This window comes from Lacinutrix chionoecetis (assembly GCF_053604665.1).
The window spans coordinates 44,406-69,075 of sequence record NZ_JBSHNQ010000067.1; the positions used below are offsets into that span (position 1 = coordinate 44,406).

22 protein-coding genes and 1 tRNA gene are annotated in these 24,670 nt (G+C 32.8%); 13 read left to right on the plus strand and 10 right to left on the minus strand.

Annotated features, from left to right (window positions below; all coding sequences use genetic code 11):
- Window positions 1–26: 26 nt before the first annotated feature.
- The 3 genes from ACVC43_RS04045 to ACVC43_RS04055 are packed head-to-tail and all read right to left on the minus strand — an operon-like array spanning window position 27 to window position 2,068.
- A complete protein-coding gene (locus tag ACVC43_RS04045) occupies window positions 27–794 on the minus strand; it encodes a M48 family metalloprotease (RefSeq protein ID WP_452223289.1) in 768 nt (255 codons plus the stop codon).
- A gap of 29 nt (window positions 795–823) precedes the next feature.
- On the minus strand, window positions 824–1,543 hold the full coding sequence (locus ACVC43_RS04050; RefSeq protein WP_452223290.1) for a M15 family metallopeptidase: 720 nt from the start codon (window positions 1,541–1,543) through the stop codon (window positions 824–826).
- Window positions 1,544–1,546: 3 nt separating this feature from the next.
- Window positions 1,547–2,068 carry a GNAT family N-acetyltransferase gene (locus tag ACVC43_RS04055; protein ID WP_452223291.1) on the minus strand — a complete coding sequence of 174 codons (522 nt, stop codon included), beginning with the start codon at window positions 2,066–2,068 and terminating at the stop codon, window positions 1,547–1,549.
- Between the two features lie 52 nt (window positions 2,069–2,120).
- On the opposite strand from ACVC43_RS04055, the gene ACVC43_RS04060 reads away from it, so the two are divergent.
- The gene (locus ACVC43_RS04060) at window positions 2,121–2,546 is read left to right on the plus strand and encodes a GNAT family N-acetyltransferase (RefSeq protein ID WP_452223292.1); all 426 of its coding nucleotides are present in this window, start codon (window positions 2,121–2,123) and stop codon (window positions 2,544–2,546) included.
- A gap of 48 nt (window positions 2,547–2,594) precedes the next feature.
- Window positions 2,595–2,667 (plus strand) — tRNA-Gly (locus ACVC43_RS04065).
- Window positions 2,668–2,814: 147 nt separating this feature from the next.
- On the opposite strand, the gene pepE is transcribed toward ACVC43_RS04065, so the two are convergent.
- A complete protein-coding gene (gene pepE, locus ACVC43_RS04070; RefSeq protein ID WP_452223293.1) occupies window positions 2,815–3,522 on the minus strand; it encodes a dipeptidase PepE in 708 nt (235 codons plus the stop codon).
- 115 nt (window positions 3,523–3,637) lie between these two features.
- Here pepE and ACVC43_RS04075 point away from each other — a divergent pair, with 115 nt between their 5' ends.
- The 8 genes from ACVC43_RS04075 (at window position 3,638) to ACVC43_RS04110 (ending at window position 13,795) form a co-directional block, all read left to right on the plus strand.
- The gene (locus tag ACVC43_RS04075; RefSeq protein ID WP_452223294.1) at window positions 3,638–4,447 is read left to right on the plus strand and encodes a hypothetical protein; all 810 of its coding nucleotides are present in this window, start codon (window positions 3,638–3,640) and stop codon (window positions 4,445–4,447) included.
- On the plus strand, window positions 4,431–5,219 hold the full coding sequence (locus tag ACVC43_RS04080; RefSeq protein ID WP_452223295.1) for a hypothetical protein: 789 nt from the start codon (window positions 4,431–4,433) through the stop codon (window positions 5,217–5,219). Before ACVC43_RS04075 ends, ACVC43_RS04080 begins: the two co-directional genes overlap by 17 nt.
- 60 nt (window positions 5,220–5,279) lie before the next feature.
- Complete coding sequence (locus tag ACVC43_RS04085; protein WP_452223296.1) at window positions 5,280–5,780, plus strand: DUF6702 family protein; 501 nt, start codon at window positions 5,280–5,282, stop codon at window positions 5,778–5,780.
- A gap of 67 nt (window positions 5,781–5,847) precedes the next feature.
- Window positions 5,848–8,148, plus strand: a complete 2,301-nt coding sequence (locus ACVC43_RS04090; RefSeq protein ID WP_452223297.1) for a M1 family metallopeptidase — start codon at window positions 5,848–5,850, stop codon at window positions 8,146–8,148.
- 155 nt (window positions 8,149–8,303) lie between these two features.
- A complete protein-coding gene (locus tag ACVC43_RS04095; RefSeq protein WP_452223298.1) occupies window positions 8,304–10,703 on the plus strand; it encodes a sodium-translocating pyrophosphatase in 2,400 nt (799 codons plus the stop codon).
- Between the two features lie 190 nt (window positions 10,704–10,893).
- Window positions 10,894–12,162, plus strand: coding sequence for an MgtC/SapB family protein (locus ACVC43_RS04100; protein ID WP_452223299.1), 1,269 nt, complete (start codon window positions 10,894–10,896; stop codon window positions 12,160–12,162).
- 62 nt (window positions 12,163–12,224) lie between these two features.
- Window positions 12,225–12,743, plus strand: coding sequence for a hypothetical protein (locus tag ACVC43_RS04105; RefSeq protein WP_452223300.1), 519 nt, complete (start codon window positions 12,225–12,227; stop codon window positions 12,741–12,743).
- A gap of 53 nt (window positions 12,744–12,796) precedes the next feature.
- Window positions 12,797–13,795 carry an App1 family protein gene (locus ACVC43_RS04110; protein ID WP_452223301.1) on the plus strand — a complete coding sequence of 333 codons (999 nt, stop codon included), beginning with the start codon at window positions 12,797–12,799 and terminating at the stop codon, window positions 13,793–13,795.
- Here the strand turns inward: ACVC43_RS04110 and ACVC43_RS04115 are convergent.
- The 6 genes from ACVC43_RS04115 to ACVC43_RS04140 form a co-directional block, all read right to left on the minus strand.
- On the minus strand, window positions 13,785–14,183 hold the full coding sequence (locus ACVC43_RS04115) for a hypothetical protein (RefSeq protein ID WP_452223302.1): 399 nt from the start codon (window positions 14,181–14,183) through the stop codon (window positions 13,785–13,787). The genes ACVC43_RS04110 and ACVC43_RS04115 overlap by 11 nt on opposite strands.
- A 6-nt stretch (window positions 14,184–14,189) precedes the next feature.
- Window positions 14,190–16,211, minus strand: a complete 2,022-nt coding sequence (gene ppk1, locus ACVC43_RS04120; protein ID WP_452223303.1) for a polyphosphate kinase 1 — start codon at window positions 16,209–16,211, stop codon at window positions 14,190–14,192.
- Between the two features lie 61 nt (window positions 16,212–16,272).
- The gene (locus ACVC43_RS04125; RefSeq protein WP_452223304.1) at window positions 16,273–16,887 is read right to left on the minus strand and encodes a deoxynucleoside kinase; all 615 of its coding nucleotides are present in this window, start codon (window positions 16,885–16,887) and stop codon (window positions 16,273–16,275) included.
- 1 nt (window position 16,888) lies between these two features.
- A complete protein-coding gene (locus tag ACVC43_RS04130; protein ID WP_452223305.1) occupies window positions 16,889–17,668 on the minus strand; it encodes a hypothetical protein in 780 nt (259 codons plus the stop codon).
- 91 nt (window positions 17,669–17,759) lie between these two features.
- Entirely contained in the window at window positions 17,760–18,443 is a 684-nt protein-coding gene (locus ACVC43_RS04135) for a response regulator transcription factor (protein WP_452223306.1), read from the minus strand.
- The gene (locus ACVC43_RS04140) at window positions 18,436–19,902 is read right to left on the minus strand and encodes a sensor histidine kinase (protein ID WP_452223307.1); all 1,467 of its coding nucleotides are present in this window, start codon (window positions 19,900–19,902) and stop codon (window positions 18,436–18,438) included. Before ACVC43_RS04140 ends, ACVC43_RS04135 begins: the two co-directional genes overlap by 8 nt.
- Before the next feature lie 130 nt (window positions 19,903–20,032).
- On the opposite strand from ACVC43_RS04140, the gene ACVC43_RS04145 reads away from it, so the two are divergent.
- The 3 genes from ACVC43_RS04145 to ACVC43_RS04155 all read left to right on the plus strand — a co-directional run bounded on the left by ACVC43_RS04145 (window position 20,033) and on the right by ACVC43_RS04155 (window position 24,657).
- Window positions 20,033–20,839, plus strand: a complete 807-nt coding sequence (locus ACVC43_RS04145) for a GLPGLI family protein (protein ID WP_452223308.1) — start codon at window positions 20,033–20,035, stop codon at window positions 20,837–20,839.
- A 111-nt stretch (window positions 20,840–20,950) separates the two neighbouring features.
- Window positions 20,951–21,904: a GLPGLI family protein gene (locus tag ACVC43_RS04150; protein WP_452223309.1), complete on the plus strand. Its 954-nt coding sequence runs from the start codon at window positions 20,951–20,953 to the stop codon at window positions 21,902–21,904.
- A gap of 41 nt (window positions 21,905–21,945) precedes the next feature.
- Window positions 21,946–24,657, plus strand: coding sequence for a carboxypeptidase regulatory-like domain-containing protein (locus ACVC43_RS04155; RefSeq protein WP_452223310.1), 2,712 nt, complete (start codon window positions 21,946–21,948; stop codon window positions 24,655–24,657).
- Window positions 24,658–24,670 lie beyond the last annotated feature (13 nt).

Genomic DNA, 24,670 nt, shown 5'->3' on the forward strand with positions numbered 1-24,670 from the left:
CTTAAATATAAATAGGCGAAAACGTTTTAGTTTCTTCTATACTTTTCTATAGATTCTCTAATTTTTTCAATCCTATTATCTGGATCTGGATGTGTGCTTGAGAATTCTGGCTGACGATTAGGCCCTGCAGCATCCTTTAAAATTTGCATGACATCAATCATTTGTTCTGGGTCGTATCCTGCACGCATCATAAAACGAACACCTAAATCATCGCTTTCTAATTCGTCTCCACGACCATTTTTTAATAAGGTTCCATTGCCTATTTGTGCCACTATGCCTCCCATATCTCCTCCAACTGACCCGGCTGTACTTAAGCCTTGCCATAGTTCGCTATTTGCAATACGCTCTGCTGAATGTTTTCCTAAAATATGACCAATTTCATGGCCTAAGACACCAGCTAACTGATCTTCATTTTTAAGTTGAGAAAAAAGTGCATACGTAATAAATATCTGACCTCCAGGCAAAGCGAAAGCGTTTATAGTATTTGGGTCTGCTAATAAATGAAACTCATACTTATAAGGTGTGTCTCTTGCAATGCTATTATTTACAAGTTTGTTACCCACGTTATCTACTAACGCCTGATATTGCTCATTTGGGTACAAACCGCCATGTTGTGCTGCCATTTGATCCCGACTTGCTAAACCCATTTGAATTTCTTCCTGAGGTGTCATTGAAATGGCTTGTTTTTTGCCCGTATATGGATTAACTTCTTGCTGGCTACAATATTTAAAGCCAAAAAAAGCTGCTATGGCTAAACCAATTAATAGCCTAAATTTAAGTCCGCCTCTTTTCATGTTGTGCTGGTTTTTGTTGAGCAATAAAGTTACAAAAGTTCAGGATTAATATCTAAAATATTTTGTGCTGTATACATTCTTATAAATTCTTGAGAAAAATGTTCGCTTCCTAAAAGGTTTTCTGCTTTTAGAATATCTGCAACATGAAGTTTTTTATATGTCTTTAAATAATGCTGCGATAATGGTTTATAACTGTAATGCCAAGGTTCGTATTTAAAGCCCTTTCTATTTGGTAAATCGGTATAAACTAAATAAAATCCAAAGCGTTCTGCATTTTTATCCATCCATTCTTTTAGCTTACAATACGCACCATTACCATGATAATTTTTGGGTTGCAAAACGCCATTGGGTTGTGGGACATTGGTTTGATAAATGTCTATATCTGTTCCCCAATGGTGACGAGAAGTTCCTGGAATGGTAGAATATTCTATTATTTTTTTAATGTTCTCCATTGGCGATAATCCGTTAGACTGGTTGCTTTTATACTTGCGATCCCAAATACGTTTTTGGTGCGCATAACTGCGATAACTGGATACGGCTCCAATTTTTATATTACTTTTTAAAGCTTCAGCTTGCATTTTTTTAAATGCTAAATAGGCTTCTTCTCTAAGTTTGTAACCGTCGCCAAAAAGTTTAGGATTTCCTTTTCCTATAAGTTCTTCAGCAGAAATATTAATTTGAGCATTCGTAATATTAGAAGTAGCAAGAAGTAATAAAATAAAGAAGCTTAAAAATAGACTTTTGTTCATATTTTAGGTATTTGTATTTTCGATTTTATATAAATAGACTGGCATGCCATCGTAATTATCTTTGTTTACAAAATGCAGGCCGCATTTTTTTAAAACATGGTGAGAAGCTAAATTATCGATATGCGCATGTGCAAAAATGGTGTTTAATTTTAAGGTTTTAAAACCATAGCTTATTGCTGCTTTACAGCTTTCGGTAGCATAACCTTTGTTCCAGTGGTTTTTGTAAAAACGATAGCCAACCTCAACAAATTGTAAACTAATATTAGAGTTTGGGTGCAGTTTGAGTCCGCACCAACCTAAAAATTCATCTGTAGTTTTATCGCAAACCGCCCAGCGTCCCATATTATGCAATTGGTATTGATTGTATTTTAACAAAAAATCTTCAGCTTTTTTTAAAGATGAAAAAGCTGCATCACCTGTATATTTTATAACGTCATTATCTAAATTCATTTCGTAAAAATGAATGGCATCTTCAATTTTAAATTCTCGTAAATAGAGTCTTTTGGTTTCGGTTATAATTTTCATGTTTTTTATTGAAGTGTTTCAAAATTACTTAAATTTACTGAAAGAAAAGAGTATGCCCTTCAGCTTTAAAATAATTAGTAAAAAAGATATTAATTCTATAATTCCCTTAATTCAAAAATTAACAAATCATGCAAATTCTGATGCTATTTTAAAAGAACGTTTTGCCACCATGGTGAAAGAAAATTATGAGTGTGCAGGTGTTTTTGAGGGTGACAAACTTATAGGCATTTCTGGTATGTGGTTTCAAACCAGACATTATGCTGGTAAATCGGTGGAGTTCGATCATGTTTACATAGATGATGCTTATAGAAGTAAGGGTTTGGGTAAAGATTTTTTTAATTGGTTACACAACTATGTAAAAGCTAAAGGCTGTACAACTTCAGAATTAAACACTTACGTGCAAAATTATCCTTCACATAAATTTTATTACAATTTGGGTTACGAGATTTATGGCTATCATTTTTATAAATCGCTATAATTTTCTTGCATTAAATATAATAGTTTGTATATATTTGCCATCGGAAATGCGAGAGTAGCTCAGTTGGTAGAGCGTCAGCCTTCCAAGCTGAATGTCGCCAGTTCGAACCTGGTCTCTCGCTCAAAGAACTTCAATAGAAATATTGGAGTTTTTTTATGCTCAATTTTTAATGAAAACAGAAATTTAAGGTAAGCATTTTATGCTTAGTGCAGCCAAAGTAAACCTCGTCTCTCACTCAAATAGTTTTATCTTAATGGTTTATGTTTTTTTATTTTAATTCGTTTAAAAACGTATTGCTTTCAATTTCGTAAGGTTCGTTTTCATATTCAAAAATGCGCGCTTGTAAAGTTCCTTTTAATTGAATGCTTTTGCCTTTTACTTCAATATAACTTCCTTCTCTTAAACCAATTACTGGCTGTGTATTAAATTTATGAAATTCACCAATGCGCGTTTCGCGAGTTTCGCCCATATGTTTACTGCCCTCGATAGGATTTAAATAATGCGGATTTATATTAAATGGAACAAAACCTAAGGTTTTAAAACTTGGTGGATAGACAATAGGCATATCGTTGGTTGTGGACATGGAGAGTCCGCAAATATTACTGCCAGCGCTCGTTCCTAAGTATGGCGTGCCATTATTTACAACCTCTTTTAAAATGGTCATGCACTTGTTTTTATAAAGATTATTAACCAGAACAAACGTGTTCCCACCGCCAACATAAATGCCTTGGGCTTGTTTTATAGCTTCGGTTGGGTTTTTAAATTCGTGAATACCTCTAATGGTTTTACCAATGTCTTTAAATGGTTTTCTTATTTTTTGTGTGTATTCTTCATGAGAAATTCCGCCAGGTCTTGCATACGGAATAAAGAGAATATCATCGGTATTTTTAAAGAGCACCTTTAAAGTATCTAAGAGATATTCTAATGGTTTAGAGCCATAAACGGTAGAAGTACTGGCTATAATTAAACGTTTCATAATAACTTTATTTGTTGTAAATTTATGTAAAGTATGGTTTTAACAAAAGTTTAGAGCCTATTTAAACTTTATTTAAGATATGAAAACCGTTATTTACAGTTCTAAACCCAATTATATGAAACAACTTTTACTCGCTTTAATGCTTATTATATCTTCGTTTTCAGCGTATGGACAAAGTGATTCTCGTATTGAGGTTAACGGAAAAATAATTGTAAATGTAGAAGATTTAGAAAATATTACAATTTACAACACGACTTCTAATAAAGGAACAATTACAGACTCTATTGGAAATTTTAAAATTAAAGTGGCTTTACATGATGAGATTCGTATTTCTTCAGTACAACTTATACCCTTTACTACTAAAATAACCGAAGCTGTAGTAGATACCAGAGTATTAAAAGTGTATTTAAAAGAATACGTTAATACACTGGATGAAGTTGTTTTGCTACCTTACGATTTAACAGGAGACCTTGCTACAGATGCATTAGATGCAAAAGTGTCTGAACCTATTGTTTTTAATTTTGAGAGTTTCGAAAATTTTGAAATGCCAGACGATTATAAATCTGAAGTAGATAACATCGCTGTTGGTTCTCAAAACGATCGTATTCGTTACATGGCAGATGGCGTAGCAATTTTAGGACTAGTAACCAATTGGATTTTTAAAAACAGAAATAAGGATAAAAAAGAAGTTAAAAATCCTAAATTAGAAATGCCTATTTCTCAAATTAATAGTGCCTTACCAAATGCATATTTTACAAAAAACTTTAGTATTCCAGAAGACCAAGTTCAAGCATTTATAGTTTATCTTGAAAATTCTGGTTTCGATTCTACATTGTTAGAGAAAAAGAACGAATTAAAATTAATAGAACATTTACATGCTAAAAGCAAAGCGTTTTTAGCCTTGAATAATGAGAAGGAAGACTAAAATATACTTATTATTTTTTCTAATATCTTGTTTTGGGTTTTCGCAGAACACATCGTTAAAAGGCAGTGTAGAAGGTGAAGAAAGCGTGGAAAATATTCACGTTATTAATCGCACACAAGATCTTTTTGCCACTACAAACGATAGGGGTGAGTTTACAATTAATGCTAAAACGAACGATACCATTGTATTTACATCTGTACAATATAAAGCTTATACGCATATTGTTTCGGCAGAAAATATTACGAATAAAACGCTTAAAATTAAGCTCGAAGTTCTCGTTAACGAATTGCCAGAAGCAGTTGTTGGGTTTACATTAACTGGTGATTTAACAAAAGATATTTTAAACACAGATGTCGAGCGACCTATAGATTTTTACGATGTTGGTATTCCAGGTTACACAGGCAAACCCAAAACCAAAAGTGAAAGGCTATTATATGATGCAGACCATGGCAAAATGTTCGCCTTCTATGGTATTGCAGGAGCTGTTAATGTCAATAAATTATTAAATGCAATTTCTGGCAGAACGAAGAAACTTAAAAAAAGAGTAGCGTTAGAAGCGAATACCAAATTAATGAACGCGTTAAAAAATAGACTCTCTGAAGCTTTTTTTAAAGAAAACCCATTAGACCAAGCGCTTCGTGCAGACTTTTTTTATTTCTGTGCAGAAGACAAGAACTTTACTAAACGATGCCAGACTAGTGATTTGGAAGCCTTAAAATTTATGCAAGAAAAGTACATTTTATACAAAGAAAATCTTGCAGAAAAAGAATAACTCTTTTTTTGGAATACTTTTTGTCTGCTTTCAGTAAGTTTGTAATCGAAACAACTGTTTATGAAAATTTTTAAATCACTTTTAATTATATCCATTATAGCATCTTTAGCCTTTGTGAGTGTTCATAAATATTATGTGAGCATTACAAAAATTGAATATGTTGAAGAAAAGCAATCGGTACAAATTATCACTCGTATTTTTACAGATGATTTCGAAAGGCTGCTTAAAGAGCGCTATAACAATAATATTGTTTTAGCATCAAAACAAGACGAAACAGCAATAGATAATTTAATTGAAAAGTATTTACTATCAAGGTTTAAAATTTCTATAAACGATAAAACATCTAAACTAAATTTTATTGGCAAAGAGTACGATGAGGATGTTGTACAATGTTATTTGGAAATTGAGAATGTTAAAGATATTAAATCATTTAGTGTAGAAAATAGTACACTATTTGATTTGTTTAGCGATCAAAAAAATATCGTCCGTACGTTTATAAATGGAAAGCATAAATCGTTTATCTTAATTCCAGAAAACGATAAAGGAATGTTAAACTTCTAACAAAAGGAATATATAATTCTTAAAAAGTGTTAAATTCCGCCTTTATTCTGAAAAACTACAAACTAAAATGAAGAACTTAAAGTATTACGTGCTATCGGCACTTTTTGTAACCGTTGGTGTTTTCGCACAGCAGGATCAAGAAAAAAAAGAGCCGCAACAGGGACACAAAAACGAAAACAAATTCAAACAACTTTACGATGAGTTTTCTACACCCAATATGTATCGTGCAGCCTCTGGTGCGCCAGGTGTTGCTTATTACCAGCAGCAGGCAGATTATAAAATGGATTTAGTATTAGACGATGTCAATGCTAAGTTATCCGGTTTCGAGACCATCACTTACACTAATAATTCGCCAGATGTATTAAAATATTTATGGGTGCAATTAGACCAGAATATGCGTGCCAGAGATTCTAAAACGCCTTTAATTGAAGGAAGCGGTGTAAATCCGGCAGCACAGATATCTTCTTACGCTAACGATTATATGAGCGAAGGTTTCGATGGAGGTTTTAATATTGAAGAGGTAAAAGACACCAACGGTAAACCATTACAACACATGATTAACCGTACAATGATGCGTGTAGAATTACCAAAGCCATTGGCTAATGGAGAAAAATTTTCATTCTCAATAAAGTGGTGGTATAATATTAACGATCATGTAAATGGTAGAGGTCGCTCAGGTTACGAATATTTTAAAGAAGACGATAACAGAAATTATGTTATCGCCCAATTCTACCCAAGAATGGCCGTTTATAATGATGTTGAAGGTTGGCAAAACTCACAGTTTTGGGGACGCGACGAATTTGCATTGCCATTCGGAAATTTTGAGGTAAATATAACTGTTCCAGCAGATCATATTTTAGATGGTACAGGGAAGTTAATGAATAGAAAAGAAGTATTCTCAAAAGAAATGATGAAGCGTTATGAGAAAGCAAAAAAATCTTATGACGAACCAGTAGTTATTGTAACACAAGCAGAATCTGAAGAAGCAATTAAGTCTAAATCTACTAAAACAAAGACATGGAAATTGTATGCAGAAAATGTGCGTGATTTTGGTTTTGCTACCTCACGACGTTACGTTTATGATATGATGGCTGTAAAAATTGGAAATAAAGACGTTATGGCTGTTTCTTTATACCCAAAAGAAGGGAATCCATTATGGGAGCAATGGTCTACTAAAGCAGTAGCAAGTACGTTAAAGTCTTATTCTCGTATGACTTTCGATTACCCTTATCACAAAGCAATTTCAGTTCATGCTAAACAACAAGGTATGGAGTACCCAATGATTTGCTGGAATTATGGACGTCCAGATAAAGATGGAAATTATAGCGATCGTACTAAATTTGGAATGATGTCGGTTATTATTCATGAAGTAGGACACAACTTTTTCCCGATGATTGTAAATAGCGATGAGCGCCAGTGGACATGGATGGACGAAGGCTTAAATACCTTCGCACAATATGTTGCAGAACAAGATTTTGGAAAGTGGTATCCAGCAGCGCTGTCCGAAGGACAATCTTCATATCCATCACGTCGTGGTCCAGCTAAAAATATAACCCGTTACATGGGAGGAGATCAGGATTTTATAGCTCCAATAATGACAAAGGGATTAAATACATACCAGTTTGGTAATAATGCGTACGGTAAGCCAGCTACAGCTTTAAATATTCTTCGTGAAACTGTAATGGGAGAAGAATTGTTCGATTATGCTTTTAGAGAATATTCGCGAAGATGGATGTTTAAACACCCAACACCAGAAGATTTTTTCCGTACCATGGAAGATGCTTCAGCTTTTGATTTAGATTGGTTCTGGAGAGGTTGGTTTTACACTACAGATTATGTTGATATAGGCGTTAAAGACGTTAAAAAATTCTATGTAACGACTCAGCCAAATAAAGTGGGAGGAGATCTTGCTAAACGTTTTGGTATGGATGAAAAGGAATTAGTGTATTTTATAGAAGAAGACAGTGATGAATATACCGAAGGAATGAAGAGTGAAAATATTTCAGAAAAATCTGAACCATTAAAGGAATATTTAATGGATAACTTTTCGGCAGAAGAACGTGCAAAAATGAAAGAACCTAAATACTTTTACAGTGTAACTTTCAATAAACCAGGAGGTTTAGTCATGCCAATTATAGTAGAATACACCTATGCTGATGGTACAAGTAAAACCGAAACCTATCCTGCGCAAATTTGGAGACTTAATGATAAGGAAGTGAGTAAATCTATAGCATCAGACAAGGAAATTGTAAGTATTACTGTAGATCCTAACTTAGAAACGGCAGATGTTGATACGAGTAACAATTCTTGGCCAAGAGAAGTAAAACAAGGAGAGTTTGATAAATTTAAGAATAAAGTAAAAAACTAATTCATAGTTTTTAAATAATAAAAGTAGGCCTGTTCATAAAGAACAGGCTTTTTTATTACCAATGATGTAAATTTTTGTGAAGATTAAAACATTTTTTTCTTCTCGGCGATTTTGTTACTTTAGCGAACGTTAAAAACTAATCAAACAAATAATATATGGAATCAATTATGATTTACTTGCCAATTGTATTGGCAGTATTAGGCTTAATCTACATGTTCATTAAGCAAAAATGGGTTATGAAACAAGACGCAGGAGATGGGAAGATGAAAGAAATTTCAGATCACATCTACGAAGGAGCTTTAGCTTTTTTAAGTGCTGAGTATAAATTATTAACCGTTTTTGTTGTTATAGTAAGTGTCTTATTGGCTATCGTTTCTTTTGTGGTGCCAACAACGCATTGGCTTATCGTAATCGCTTTTATATTTGGAGCTATATTTTCTGCATTTGCGGGAAATATTGGTATGAAAATAGCAACCAAAACTAACGTAAGAACAACACAAGCTGCACGTACAAGTTTACCAAAAGCATTAAATATTTCTTTTGGTGGTGGTACAGTAATGGGACTTGGAGTTGCTGGTCTGGCAGTTTTAGGTTTAACAGCTTTCTTTATATTCTTTTTTCACTTTTTCATGGGTGGCGTTTGGACTAATACTATGGATATGACAATTGTTCTTGAAACCTTAGCTGGTTTTTCTCTTGGAGCAGAATCCATTGCTTTATTTGCACGCGTTGGTGGCGGTATTTATACAAAGGCAGCAGATGTTGGAGCCGACTTAGTTGGTAAAGTAGAAGCAGGAATCCCTGAAGACGATCCAAGAAATCCAGCAACTATTGCAGATAATGTAGGTGATAATGTTGGAGATGTGGCAGGAATGGGAGCTGATTTATTTGGATCTTATGTGGCTACGGTATTAGCAGCAATGGTACTTGGTAACTATGTTATTAAAGATATGGGTGGAAATATTGGTGATGCTTTTGGAGGCATTGGCCCAATTTTATTACCAATGTCTATTGCTGGTGTAGGAATCATTATTTCAATAATAGGAACTTTATTGGTTAAAATAAGTAGTAATGATGCTAAAGAAGCTCAAGTTATGGGAGCACTTAATAAAGGTAACTGGACATCAATAATCTTAGTAGCTTTAGCTTGCTTTGGCTTATGTAAATATATGTTGCCAGAAACCATGCAAATGGAATTTTTTGGTGAAGGATTAATAGAAATTTCATCAATGCGAGTGTTCTATGCTACATTAGTTGGTTTAGTGGTTGGTGCAGTTATTTCTTCGGTTACTGAATATTATACTGGTTTAGGTAAAAAACCAATTTTAAAAATTGTTCAACAGTCTTCTACAGGAGCAGGAACAAATATTATTGCAGGTTTAGCAACTGGAATGATTTCTACATTCCCATCGGTATTACTATTTGCTGGAGCCATCTGGGCATCTTATGCTTTCGCTGGATTTTACGGTGTTGCATTAGCTGCATCTGCAATGATGGCTACTACAGCTATGCAATTAGCAATTGATGCTTTCGGACCAATATCTGATAACGCAGGCGGCATTGCAGAAATGAGTGAACAAGAACCAATCGTAAGAGAACGTACAGATATTTTAGATTCTGTTGGTAATACAACGGCTGCAACAGGAAAAGGGTTTGCAATCGCCTCTGCAGCATTAACTTCATTAGCACTTTTTGCTGCTTATGTGACATTTACAGGAATCGATGGTATTAATATTTTTAAAGCACCGGTATTAGCCATGTTATTTGTTGGTGGTATGGTGCCAGTTGTATTTTCGGCATTAGCAATGAATGCTGTAGGAAAAGCAGCTATGGAAATGGTACAAGAGGTACGTCGCCAGTTTAGAGACATTCCAGGTATTATGGAAGGTACAGGAAAACCAGAATACGATAAATGTGTAGCCATTTCAACAGAAGCGTCTTTAAAAGAAATGATGTTACCAGGTTTGTTAACTATTGGTTTTCCATTAGTAATTGCCTTTGTTCCTATGATTTTTGGAATGAATCATTTGGCAATTGCCGAAATGTTAGGTGGTTATATGGCTGGTGTTACAGTATCTGGCGTACTTTGGGCAATCTTCCAAAATAATGCAGGAGGTGCCTGGGATAATGCTAAAAAATCTTTTGAAGCTGGAGTAGAAATCAACGGAGAAATGACATACAAAGGGTCTGATGCCCATAAAGCAGCAGTAACTGGAGATACAGTTGGAGACCCATTTAAAGATACGTCTGGTCCATCAATGAACATTCTAATTAAGTTAACTTGTCTTATTGGTTTAGTAATAGCACCAATTTTAGGTGGTCATGCAGAAGAAGGGTTTGCATTGAATACTTCTAATAATATCGAAGTGACCAAAGAAATAGCTGTAGAAACTATAGAAAATGGTACAACAGGTAGTGAAACAGCTCAGGCAACAGTAACAACTAAAACTGTAAGAGATGGTAAAACTGAAATTACAGAAAAAACCTTTGAAGGCACTTTAGATGAAGTTACAAAGCAAGCAAACGAATATGCTAAAGCTGAAAAAGTGAACTAATAAAATAAAAAAGACTATATTATTTCTTACAATAAGATTAAGCCATAACTTCTGTTATGGCTTTTTTTATGATAATTATTATCTTGTTCTATTAATTATACCATGTTTTGTGTTAAATAATTTTCTTATAGAAGTAATAATTAAGTATAAAATAATTTAAATTCATATTTTAATAAATCATGGTAAATAAATGAACTACGATAATTTAACAACTTTAGGGATTGCTTTTGGGTTAGGACTGCTTGTTGGTATGCAACGGGAAACAACCGATAACCAAATGGCTGGTGTTAGAACATTTACGCTAATTTCTATTTTGGGAGTTATGGCAGGTTTTTTAACCCAAGCATATAACAACCCATTTATATTACCTACAATAGGTATTGCCATTGCAGCAATGCTAATTGTTGCCAACATTATCAAACTTAAGAAATTTGACGAAGCAGATGTTGGACAAACAACCGAAGTAGCTGCTTTGCTTATGTTTGCTATTGGCGCATACCTTGTTTTGGGTAGTCAGTTAATTGGCGTTTTAGTTGGAGCATCAATGGCTGTATTACTTTATATTAAAGAGCATCTTCATGGGTTTATAGACAAGCTTAAACCCAAGGATATTAATGCAATCATGACCTTGGTAGGAATAAGCTTAATTGTTTTGCCAATACTTCCTAATGTTACTTTTGGTCCATATGATGTGTTAAATCCAAGAAACATTTGGCTAATGATTACCTTAATTGTAGGCATTAGCGTAGTGGGTTATTTTATTTACAAGTTTGTAGGTAAAAAAGTAGGTGTTATCTCTAACGGCATTCTTGGCGGACTAATAAGTAGTACGGCAACAACAGTAAGTTATGCACGTAAAACTGCAGATACCGCTTCTATTAGTAAATTAGCTGTGTTTGTAATCACAACAGCTTCAGCAGTATCTTTTTTAAGGATTTTGTTTGAAGTAGGTGTAGTTATTCCAGAGCATTTAGGAGTTATTGCGTTGCCCATTGGAGCAGTTATTTTGGTGATGGCTTTAGTATGTGTTGCTTTATTTTATATCATTAATAAAGATGCTTCAGAAGATGAGAAAATGCCTGAGCCAGAAAACCCTGCACAGTTTAAAAGTGCATTAATCTTCGGTTTACTTTATGGCTTTATTCTTTTAGCTGTGGCATTTACTAAAGAACAATTTGGAAATAATGCACTTTATATTGTGTCCATAATTAGTGGATTAACAGATGTTGATGCCATTACCTTATCGCTCTCTCAATTAATTAAAGAAGGAAATTTAGAGGCATCATTTGGTTGGAAATTAATATTACTTGCAGGTTTATCTAATATGCTGTTTAAAGGTGTTATGGCAATTGTTTTAGGCGCAAAACAGATTGTTAAATGGGTAGTTATTGCTTTTGGGATAACCATTGCAACAGGCTTAATAGTCATGTGGTTATGGCCGGAATCTTGGTACATATAGCCTGAAATAATCAGGTGTTTGTACGTACAAATAAATGTGAGAATTAAAGTATCTTTAAACCGATGCTTAATTACAAACAATTAGAAGAATTACTACAAAAACTTCAGAAGTTTCAAGTCGTTAAATGTGGTTTACATCATGAAAAAGTGGCTTTAGATATAAATAGTAACCCAATATATAAGCAGAACGATGATGCCATTATTTTTAGCCGCGTAAAACTTTGTGCTATTAAGGATAGAAATATTAGACTTGGGTGTGCACACTCTATTTCTAATAGCAATTTCATAAAAATATTAGACGAATTAAAAAATATAATTCCAGAAAAGTCTAATAAAATTATATGTTTCAAAAACGAAATTAATCAGGCAATAAATAAAATATACTTTTTAGATCATGAAAAAGGACAACTTGAGCACAATTTATCTATCGCTAAAATCACATCAGACTATAGGAAACAACAAGAGTTATTAAAAGAAGCCAAAGTAATAAAACAGGAATATAATTCACAGATGGACAATCTTATCGAGATTAAAAATAATATACAGTTACTTATTGAAAACGTTATAAATAGTAAGCGTTAAGAAGCTGCTTATTTTCTTAATTTTAGTATATTCAGCATCTAATTTAATTTATAGTGTTTAAAAAAGATCCTTTACAAATTATTGCTTTTCAAAGCTACGGAACCAACACACATTTTTATGCCAGAGGAAGAGCGCTTGAAGATGAATCTATAGATTTAGAATCTCAAAAAATCTTACACTTAGCAATAAACGCATGGAAACGTCTTGACACAGACGAAATTGCAAATGTTGGCGTAAAAATTAAATTACCAAATAACACATTTTTAAAAGCTACAACAGATAATGATGGCTATTTTAAGATTGAAGAAAATTTACAGGATTTAAGATTATTAAGCAACGAAGAAGGTTGGTTGCCTTTTGAGTTATCTTACGACGATGTAAACGTAGAAAGAAAAATCACTAATGAAAACAGATTTCCAGGCGAATTACTTATCCCCTCAGATACGGCGCAATTTGGTGTAGCAAGTGATATAGACGATACCATTTTACATACAGGAGTTGTGTCTACTCTAAAATGGCGTGTGATATATAATTCAATTTTTAAAAATGCTAAAAGCCGGCTTCCTCTGGAAGGTGCTGCAGAGTTTTACCATATGTTACATCGTGGTGCATCTGCTGAAAACGCAAACCCTATATTTTATGTAAGTCATAGTCCTTGGAATTTATATCGTTACTTAGAATTATTTTTAAAACAAAACAACTTCCCTAAAGGACCAATTCTATTACGCAGTTTGGGTAATTTTTTAAAAAAGAAAACACCAGACGAAAAACCTCAAAAGCAAAAGGAAATTTTAAATTTATTAAAAACATATCCGCATTTACCATTTATTTTAATTGGTGATAGTGGTGAACACGATCCGGATATTTATATCGAAATTGCCGAGGCATTTCCAGATCGTATTAAAGCCATTTATTTACGTAGTGTTAAACACAAAAAGAGAATGCTACGCGTAAAAGGATTGCTTGAAAACTATAAAACTACACCAACGTTATTGGTTGAAAGTAGCAAACAAGCTATTGAACATGCTCGAAAAAACGGATTTATAGCTTAACTATTTTATAGAAAACATAGGTGAAGAAACAAAAGAACAAGAAATCGTTAACACCGTAAATAGTGTAAAATACACCGGCAAAGTTATCTTGTTGGTAAACAGTACTTAATTCGTGTTTTAATAACCATTGGAACCAGACGTATGCGTAAATTATTTTCTCGACAGCAAAAACAGCCACCAGCCACTTTATCTGCTCGAAATTTTTATTAACTGCAATGTATGCTAAGCCCCAAACCATAATCATTACCAAACCAAAATTTGACATCACATTTGGTTGCGTAGTATTAACCACTTCGTTAGTAAATAATTTCGAAAATATTGGTACTGCAATGATGTTAGAAAGTCCGGCAACTATAAAGCCTATAGATAATAATTTTTTGTTTTCCATAGGTAATTATTTAAAAAACTCGTAAGTTGCTAATTGAGACTGTAGCGGTTTTTTATTGTTAGTAATATATTCATTTTTTTGCTCAGCATCGATAATTCTGGCTTTTACATTATCTGCTAACTGTAACTCTAAAATATCTTTAACAATTTTAAAGTTATCAGGATCAAGCACAGGAGCAATAACTTCTATTCTGTGAGTTAAATTACGCGTCATCCAATCTGCCGAACCAATATAGAGTTTTTCGTCACCATCGTTTCCAAATAAATACACGCGACCGTGTTCTAAAAACCGGTCTATAATACTTGTAACGGTAATATTTTCACTTTGATTTTTAATGCCCGGAATTAAGCTGCACATTCCTCTAATAAGCAAACGAATTTTGACTCCTGCATTACTTGCTTTGTAAAGTAGTTTAATCATTTGTTTGTCCTCGAGGCTATTCATTTTTAAAATTATAGAGCCTTCTTTTCCTGCATGTGATAAAGCGATTTCTCGTTCCACCATGGCCGAGAATTTATGTCTTGAAGTAAATGGAGATATTAGTAATTTTTTTGCCTTAGGCACAATTAACACGCCTTCAAGTACCAAAAACACACGATTAAGTTCTTTAGTAATTTTTTTATTAGTGGTCATTAAACCAAAATCGGTATATAGTTTGGCAGTATTTTCGTTAAAATTTCCAGTGCCTATGTAACCATAGCGAATGCTTGATTCTTCCGTTTCCCTTTCAATATACAGTATTTTTGAGTGTACTTTTATACCTGGATAGCTGTAAATAACATTCGCTCCATTTTCCTTGAATATCTTTCCCCATTTAAGGTTGTTTTCTTCATCAAAACGCGCCTTAGCTTCAATAAAAACGGTTACTTTTTTACCGTTTTTTGCAGCATTAGCGATGGCATCGTTTAGTCTCGATTTTTTTGCTACGCGATATAAAGTCATTTTAATGGTCGTTACTTTTGGGTCGCTGGCAGCTTCCTCAAGTAATTTAATAACAGGTTCAAAAGATTGATAAGGGTAATGGACTAATTGGTCTTTAGCTTCTATAGCCTTAAATATAGAGTCGTATTCGCTTAATAATGGATGAGGTTTTGGTACTAATGTTTTGTTGGTTAGCTTTTTATCTGTTGGATTAGGAAAACCAAAAAAATCTTTAAAATTATGATAGGCTCCACCTAAAATAATGTCTGCATTTGTAACATCCAATGCATCTTTAATAACGCTTTGTAGCGCTTTTGGCATATTGGAATCTATTAAAATTCTTGTGGCTTGACCCGTTTTTCGTTTTGGTAAAGACTCTTTGATTTTCTGCATTAAATCGCCCGAAAATTCATCTTCTATATATAATTCGGCATCGCGAGAGAGTTTTAATTCGTAATATTTTAAGTCTGAATTGTTATGTTGTAGCGTTAAATTATATTTTAAAATATCATCAATAAAAGTGATATAATGTTTTCCGTTTGCAGCAGGAAAAACAAAAAAGCGTTTTTCATCGTCAGGAATATGGACTATTTCGAAAGTATTATTATCTAATAACGTAGTAAGGTAGAGGGCTTCATTTTCTACAAAAACTGAATTTTTATCGGCTACATTATGTGTTTCAGATTTTAATTTACTTTTAATGTGTTTTTCAAAATAGGTTTTTGCAATGTCTTTTTGTGCTTCCGAAAATTCTTCCGAATTGATTAAATATATATTTTCTTGTTGCAAAGCCGGAATAATTTCGCCTACAAATACTTCTCCAAATGCTTGTTGTTGTAGATGTACCTGCTTTCTAATTTCTTTTAAAACCTTATTAGGTTTAGTAATTAGTTTTTTACGTAATGGTTTCTCTAAATCTTTTATCTGTCTAATGTCAGACACGCGAACTTTAAAAAATTCGTCTAAATTCGATGAGAAAATAGCAAGAAACTTTATACGCTCGTATAAAGGGTTTCTGTTGTCTTGAGCTTCTTGTAATACGCGATGATTAAAACGAAGCCAAGATAAATCACGATGGTAATATTTAGAATTGTAAAGTGAAGCCATAAATTATTTTTTACAAAATAAGACTTTCCAATTTAAATTATATAAGAAAAAAATGTTAAGGTTAAAATAGACCGTTAATTTCGGCATCTATTTTATTAAGAATAAGCCCTAAATCCTCAGGGTTATCAACAAAATCGAGATTATCGACATCTATAATTAATAATTTACCCTTGTTGTAACCAGTTATCCAAGCCTCGTAACGTTCGTTTAATCTGCTTAGATAATCTATACTAATCGAGTTTTCATAATCACGACCACGTTTGTGAATTTGAGCTACCAGATTAGAGATAGAACTGCGTAAATAAATTAATAAGTCTGGGCCTTGTACAAAGCTCTCCATTAACTCAAAAAGTGACGAGTAGTTTTCAAAGTCACGATTAGTCATTAAGCCCATAGCATGTAAGTTGGGCGCAAATATGTGGGCATCTTCGTATATGGTTCTGTCTTGAATGATGTCTTTTCCACTATTACGAATTTGGGAAACTTGACGAAAGCGACTATTTAAAAAATACACCTGCAAATTAAAACTCCAACGCTCCATTTGATTGTAGAAATCATCAAGGTAAGGATTGTCTACTACGTCTTCTAATTGCGCCTCCCATTTATAATGTTTGGCTAATAATTTGGTGAGCGTAGTTTTTCCAGCTCCAATGTTTCCGGCAATGGCAACGTGCATATTATTTTAATTTTAGTTGGTATTGATAAAGCACTTTATCGGTGTAAATATAAAGGATTTCGTTGGTTACAAAAAACTGACTTATTAACAAATTTGTAATGTCAAGAGGCCTAATTATTTCGGTGTTTTTTGCAAGGTAAAAGAGTGAGTTTTCTTTTTTAAAAATAATATTTTCATTACTCTCTTTTAGGTTGATAAACCCTGTATTTGGAATTTTAGTCACCAAAGAGCCAAAATAATTGTATTTGTATATAAAGTTTTTGGTAAGTAGCCAGCAGGAGTTGTAGTTGCTAACCAAATCTAAAACAGTACTTGCTACTGGTAAGGTTTTGGCACGAATGGTATGGTTTTTATAATCGTATAACTCCAACTGCATCTCATCTTGATTAAAAATCCAGATTGTACTATCGCTACCTGTAGAAACATGAGTAACATTTTTATAAGGCTTTGTTTCGTTAAAGTCTATTTTATAGATTTCTGCTAATCGATTATCTAAGATGGTAACGGTATTAAACGCTTTGTAGAATATGTTTATTTTTAACGGATTGAATGTATTAGACGAGGAAATCTCACCCAGTTGTAGATTACTGTATTTTAAAATGTCACCTTCTTTATTTTTAATAAGCGCATTGTGTAAGGTGTAAAAGATGGTTCCAAAATTATCCACACCTATAATAGAGTCTGCTTTAACGGGAGCTTTGCTCAGTAATTCCGTTTTAATTTTTTCCTGTGCAAAAGCAGAAAAAGTAAGTAGTACAAAAATGTAACGTAGATATTTCATTGTAGCTTGAAAAGTACAAAAATTGAACCACTTTAGAGGTTGAAAAAAAGTGTATTTAAATAATACGTTAAAACAATGAATAATATATTAGTTAACATATTAATTTATAACCATAACCGCGAACATTTATAATCTTAATTGTCTCATCTTGCTTTAATTTTTTACGCAATTTGGTTATAAAAACATCCATGCTTCTACCGTTAAAAAAATCGTCGTTTCCCCAGAGTTTGTTTAGAATTATTGATCGGTCTAACAATTGATTTCTATTTTTAGCTAAATGAAATAATAAATGCGCTTCTCTATGTGTTAATGGCTTAGGTGTTTCATTTTTAAATTGAAGTAGTTGTTTTGGGAAGTTAAAAGTATAGTTAGAGATGCTAATTGTTTCTGAAGCTTTTTGTGTTGCGCTTCTTTGCAATAAATTTTGAATACGTACAATAAGCTCTTCAATACTAAACGGTTTTTTTAGATAATCATTCCCGCCAATATGAAAACCTTCTACCACATCTTGAGTTTGCGATTTTGCTGTAAGAAATATAATAGGAATTTCGCCATTAGTTTCTCTAATCTCTTTTGCTAAAGTGAAACCATCTTTTTTGGGCATCATTACATCTAAAATTAATAATTTTGGAGCAAAATCGTTATAGGTTTTAAGGGCAATATCTCCATTTTCGCATAAAAGCACATTAAAGTTTCTGGTTTCTAAACTCTCCTTAATTATTTGTCCCAATGCAGGCTCGTCTTCTGCTAAAAGAATGGTTGTTTTATCACTCATGAGGAATCATTATTTTAAAAGCAGTACCATTGTTTATAGACACACTAATGCTGCCATTGTGTTTTTCAATAATTTTTTTTGTGTAATATAAACCAATACCATATCCTTTTACATCATGTGTGTTGCCTTTGGGAACACGGTAAAATTTATCGAAAATCTGCAAGGCTTGTTGCTTATTTAATTTTTTTCCATTATCTGAAATTAGCAGTTCTATATGCTTGTTCTTTTTTTTAATTGAAACCGAAATGGCATGGCCTCCATATTTAATAGCATTATCAATAATGTTGTTTATGGCATTTTCGAAGTGAAAAATATCGATATTAGCGATTATTGCTTTCGTAGAATCATTAAATTTTAGCGATTTATCACCTGTATGAATTTTGCTTTTTTCAACAATGTTAGAAACCATTAGCGCCAAATCTATTGGTTGTTTGTTTAATTTTAAATTTTCACTGTCTAATGTTGCCGTTTCTAAAAGTTTTTCTACCATTATATTTAACTTGGTGAGTTGTGTGGTAGAAAGGTTTAGGTATTTTTTTGTTTTTACTTTATCGTCTAAAACATTAAAGTCTTTAATACTCTCTAAAGCAACACCAATAGTGGCAATTGGTGTTTTAAATTCATGTGTAATGTTATTTATTAAATCGTTTTTAACTTCGGCTAATTGCTTTTGTTTATTAATTATTTTTAGCAAATAAAATAAACATGTAATAACAGCTAATACTAATAAAGAAGAAATTAAGATACCACCAAAGATACGTTTTAAAATCACTTTGATTTCATTTTTAAAATAAATGCTTAACACGCTTTCTTGAGGTAAAAAAGTAGATTTAGAAGCCGTTGTTAGTCCGTTTTTTAACTCATCAGGGGCTTTGTAAACCTGGAGATCTTTGCCAACCTCCTTAAAAGTAATGCCATAATCTAAATTTAAAAATTTTCTGTTTAATTCTATATCCACTAAAGAGTCTATAGCTTTTAATCTTAAAGAGTCGTTAGTTATTGAAATAAAAACTTTTGAGGTTAATGTTGCTATCGAAGACTCTCTTAAACTGTCGTTTTCTATTTCCCATTGTGTTGCTCTAGAAAGATTATCATGCATCGAAGTAAATAGAGAATCTGCACGTTCACCTTTAAAAATTGAAATTTTATTTATTATGTCACTATTTATAGAATCTAAATTTTTAAAATCTGTATCAGTTATAATGGTTGTAAGCCCTTTTTTTGCATTAATATTATGATTATGTTTTGTAGAATTTAAAAGAAAACCTTTAGTATTTTTCTGAGCTAAACCTTCATAGTAAGTGTCAACTGCGTTATCTAAACTTACTTGTACATCATTAATAAGTTGCTGTTTGTTAGTTTGGTAATTTTTATAATTCCAATACACTTGAATAGCAATAGTACTCACTATAACAAATACTATGAAATATAAAATTGAACGTAGTTTTGAAGTATTCATGTTTCAAAAGTAGCAGATTAATAGATAGTAAACCAATTGCTTAACAGACGTTAACACTCGTTAACTATAAAACTTTAAATTCATTTTCATATTTGTGTAACAATTAATTCAAATTAAAAACAAAAACAAGATGAGACGATTAACACTTATTATTACATTATTCTTTACAGTACTACTTTTTGCTCAAGACTTTCAAGGTATTGCTACATATAAATCGCATAGAAAAATGGACTTAAAAATGGATGGTGTAGATGAGAATTCTGAAATGCACAAAAAGCTCAAAGCACAGTTAGCTAAACAATTTCAGAAAGAATATACCTTAACCTTTACTAAAGAAGAATCCATTTATAAACAAAACGAAAGCTTGGCACCACCTGCTCCAAGTAATTCTGGAATAAGTATAACTGTGTCTGACGGTAATGATGTGGTATATAAAAATTTAAAAGAAAATCGCTACACCAATGCCACGGAAATTTTTGGTAAACAATTCTTAATTAAAGATAGCTTAAAGACTAGAAAATGGGAGCTTTTAAGCGACATCAAAAATATTGGCGATTATACTTGCAGAAAAGCTGTTTTTAAAGATTCCTACAAAACGCAAACTATTGGAGAGGATGGAAATATACAAACCATAGAGAAAGAAAGAGAAACCGTAGCCTGGTACACATTGGAAATCCCGGCTAGCAATGGGCCATCAGAATTTTATGGACTTCCAGGTTTAATATTAGAGGTTAATGATGGAGAATTATCTTTAATGTGTTCTAAAATTGTACTAAACCCAAAGGATAAAATAGAGATTAATGAGCCTAAGAGAGGGAAAGTAGTAAATCAAGAAAAGTTCGAGGAAATTTTAAAAAAGAAAACAGAAGAAACATTTGAAAATTTTAGATCTCGAGATAAAGACGGAAATAGCCAAATAATCACAATAGGAGGATAAGCTGTGGTTTTTTTTGTGAAATATTTAACATAAATATATTAAACATTTATGGCGTTTGGTCGTCTTACAACTATTAACTGTATTTTCACGAAAAAATAAGATAAAAATATTATGAAACTAAAAGCACTATTAACCTGTATTACTTTAAGCATAGCATCGTTAACTTTTGCGCAAGACGATTTTCAAGGTGAAGCCACTTACATGTCTAAAACAACTGTTGATATGGACGGTTGGGGAGGACGAGAAATGAGTCCAGAGCGTAAAAAAATGATTATGGAACGGATGAAGAATATGCTAGAAAAAACATTCATTCTTACCTTCAATAAGTCTGAATCTATGTACAAAGAAGATGAAAAGCTGGAAGCGCCAGGATCTGGTGGAGGCATGATGCGAAGCATGGGAATGGGTGGAGGCTCACAGTATAAAAATCTAAAAGACGGTGTGCTTCTTGAAGATAAAGAATTTATGGGGAAGCAGTTTCTAATAAAAGATAGCTTAGAAAAATTGGAGTGGAAAATGACGGGTGAAACCAAGCAAATAGGTAAATATATGTGCATGAAAGCTGTAGCAACTAAAGCCGTAGATAAAACCGATTGGACCAAGATGCGAAGAAGAGATAGAGATAAAGATAAAAAGAAAGACGAAGCAGAAGAAAAAGGGGATAGAACAGTAAGTGCCTTTGGAAAAGAAGAGGAAAAAGAAGGCGAAAAAATTGAAGATACTTCTGCTGTAGCATCGACCGAAGAGAAAACAACCAATATTATGGACGAGATAGAAATTCCAGAAGAAGAGGAGGTTGTTGCTTGGTATACTATGCAAATTCCAGTTAATAATGGTCCGGCAGATTATTGGGGTTTACCAGGACTAATTTTAGAAATTAACTCTGGAAGAACAACTATTTTATGTTCTAAAATTATAATGAATCCAGCAGATAAGCAAGAAATTAAAAAGCCTACCAAAGGAAAAGAGGTAACAAGAGAAGAATACACCGAAATTGTTACAACTAAAATGAAAGAAATGAGAGAAATGTATGGTGGTAGAAATCGTGGTGGACGCGGAAGATAAACTGCACCAAAATTCATAAAAACAAATAACCAACCTTAATTATGAAACATATTTTTACACTATTACTTTTAGTAGTAGTTAGCACAACTTTTGCCCAAGTTAAATTTGAAGGTACAGTAAAAGACAGTGATGGAGAACCTTTAGAGTTTGCTAATGTGGTGGCAATTAATAAAGAATCTAAAGTCTTAGAATCTTACGCTGTAACTAACGATGCAGGACGTTACAAACTAAATTTAGGAAAGAATACCACTTATACTATTCAAGTTAGCTATATTGGTTTTACAACCACAGAGCAGGAAGTAACAACTAAAGAAGAGACCATAAACAGAGATTTTAGTCTTGTTATGGATAATAGTCTTGATGAGGTTGAACTGGTTTACGAAATGCCAGTAACTATTAAGGGAGATACCATTGTCTACAATGCAGATTCATTTAAAAGTGGTACAGAGCGTAAGCTTGAAGATGTGCTAAAAAAACTTCCCGGAGTCGAGATTAATACCGATGGACAAATTGAGGTTGAAGGTAAAGTAGTTAATAAACTTATGGTAGAAGGGAAAGATTTCTTTGATGGCGATTCAAAATTAGCCACAAAAAATATTCCTGCAGATGCTGTAGATAAAGTTCAAGTATTAAAAAATTTCTCGAACGTTGGGCAGTTAAGTGGTGTGCAAAATAATCAGGATAATGTGGCCATTAATATTAAATTAAAAGAAGGTAAAAAGAATTTTTGGTTTGGTACTGTTACTGCAGGTGGAGGCGCATCGGAAGACGAAGCACTTTATATTGCACAACCAAAATTATTCTATTACAGCCCAAAGAAGAGCATCAATTTTATTGGAGACTTAAATAACATTGGTGAATTGGCATTTTCCCGTCGGGATTTCTTCAATTTTAGTGGTGGTTTTAATGCACCGAGCCAACAAAGTGGCACCAATATTAATATTGGCAGTGGTGGCTTAAACTTTTCTAACCTTCAAAACGATCGCGCTAAAGACATTAATACTAAATTTGGTGCAGCTAACTTTAATGTGTCACCAAACAAAGCTTTAGATCTTGGTGGTTTTGCAATTTTTACAAGTAGCAGAATTGAACTGCAAGAAAATAAAAGCATTCAATACACAGATGAAGAATTAAATATCCCAGACGAAACTACTGCGAGTAATACTAAACAAAGTAGTGATGCTGCATTATTAAAATTTAGTGCAAAATATAAACCTAATACCAGTAATCAATTAGATTACGATATTTTAGCAAAACTTACCAACGACGAACAAAACCAGAATTTTTTATCATCCGTTATAGGGAATATTAATCAAGTGGAAAGTTCTAAACCATTTACTCTAAACCAAAGTTTAAATTATTATTACACTTTAGATGAAAATAATATTTTTGCTTTCGAAGGGCTACATAAAATAGCAGATGAAGATCCATTTTACAATGCCATTTTAGAAGATAAAACCAACTATGGCATGACGGCTGATGCTATTGGCCTTGACGATGCACAATCCAATTATAATATAGGGCAAGACAAACGTGTAAAAAGTAATCAATTAGATGCTAAATTAGATTATTGGAATGTATTAACACCTAAGAGTAATATCAATTTTACACTTGGGACGATACTGAGTAGACAAACTTTTAATTCTAATATTTTTCAGTTGTTCGATAATGGTTCACTGTTTAACCCAACGCCAATTATTAACGATGGTTTAGATACTAACGATACAGCGTATAACTTTAGCGATGTTTACTTAGGAGCTCACTATAGATTTAAAACGGGTATTTTTACTATTACGCCTGGAATTTCGGCACATGCTTATAGTTCTAAAAACCTTCAGTATGGTACAGAAGTCACAGATAACTTTTTTAGACTATTGCCAGATTTTAATATGGTAATTCAACTTAAAAAGAGTGAGAATATTCAATTTAACTATCGTATGCAAACCACGTTTACAGACGTTAGTAATTTTGCAAGAGGTTTAGTACTAAATAATTATAACTCATTGTATTCTGGAAATCCTGATCTGGAAAGTGCAAAGGCACATAATGTAAGTTTAAATTATTTTAGTTTTAATATGTTCAATTACACTAATGTTTTTGGAAGAGTATCTTACACAAAAAATATAGACGGAATAAGAAATGCGTCAACCTTTCAACCAGGAAGTGTGGTTAACGTAAGTTCATCTATAAATTCAGATTTTGCAGACGAGAGCGTAACAGCTTTTGGGAGGTTTCAACGTTCATTTGGTAAATTAAGAGCATCTATACGTGGTAACTTTAACTATTCAAAATTTAACCAATTAATAAACAATAGAATATCTACTAACGAAAGCTACTCGCAAACGTATAACTTAGGTTTTAATTCTAATTTTAGAGAGGCTCCAAATTTCGATTTTCGTTATGGTTATACAATAAATGATAACGATCAGGGTGCAACAAGATCAAAATTCTTTACACATTCACCTTCTGTTAGTTTTGATGCCTTAATTTGGAAAACGTTTACCTTTAAAACGGATTACACATATAATGATTTTAGAAACGACAACAGGTCTTTAAATACTTATGAATTTTGGAATGCCTCTTTGGCGTACAGAAAGAATGAAGATAGTAAGTTTGAATACGAACTTAAAGCAACTAATCTATTAGATACAAAATCTCAAAATAGTACCAATGCAGGAACCTTTTCTGTAAGCGCAACAGAATATTTTATACAACCACGATTCTTAACATTTAGAGTGATTTACAGTTTATAGAAATAACGTTAAG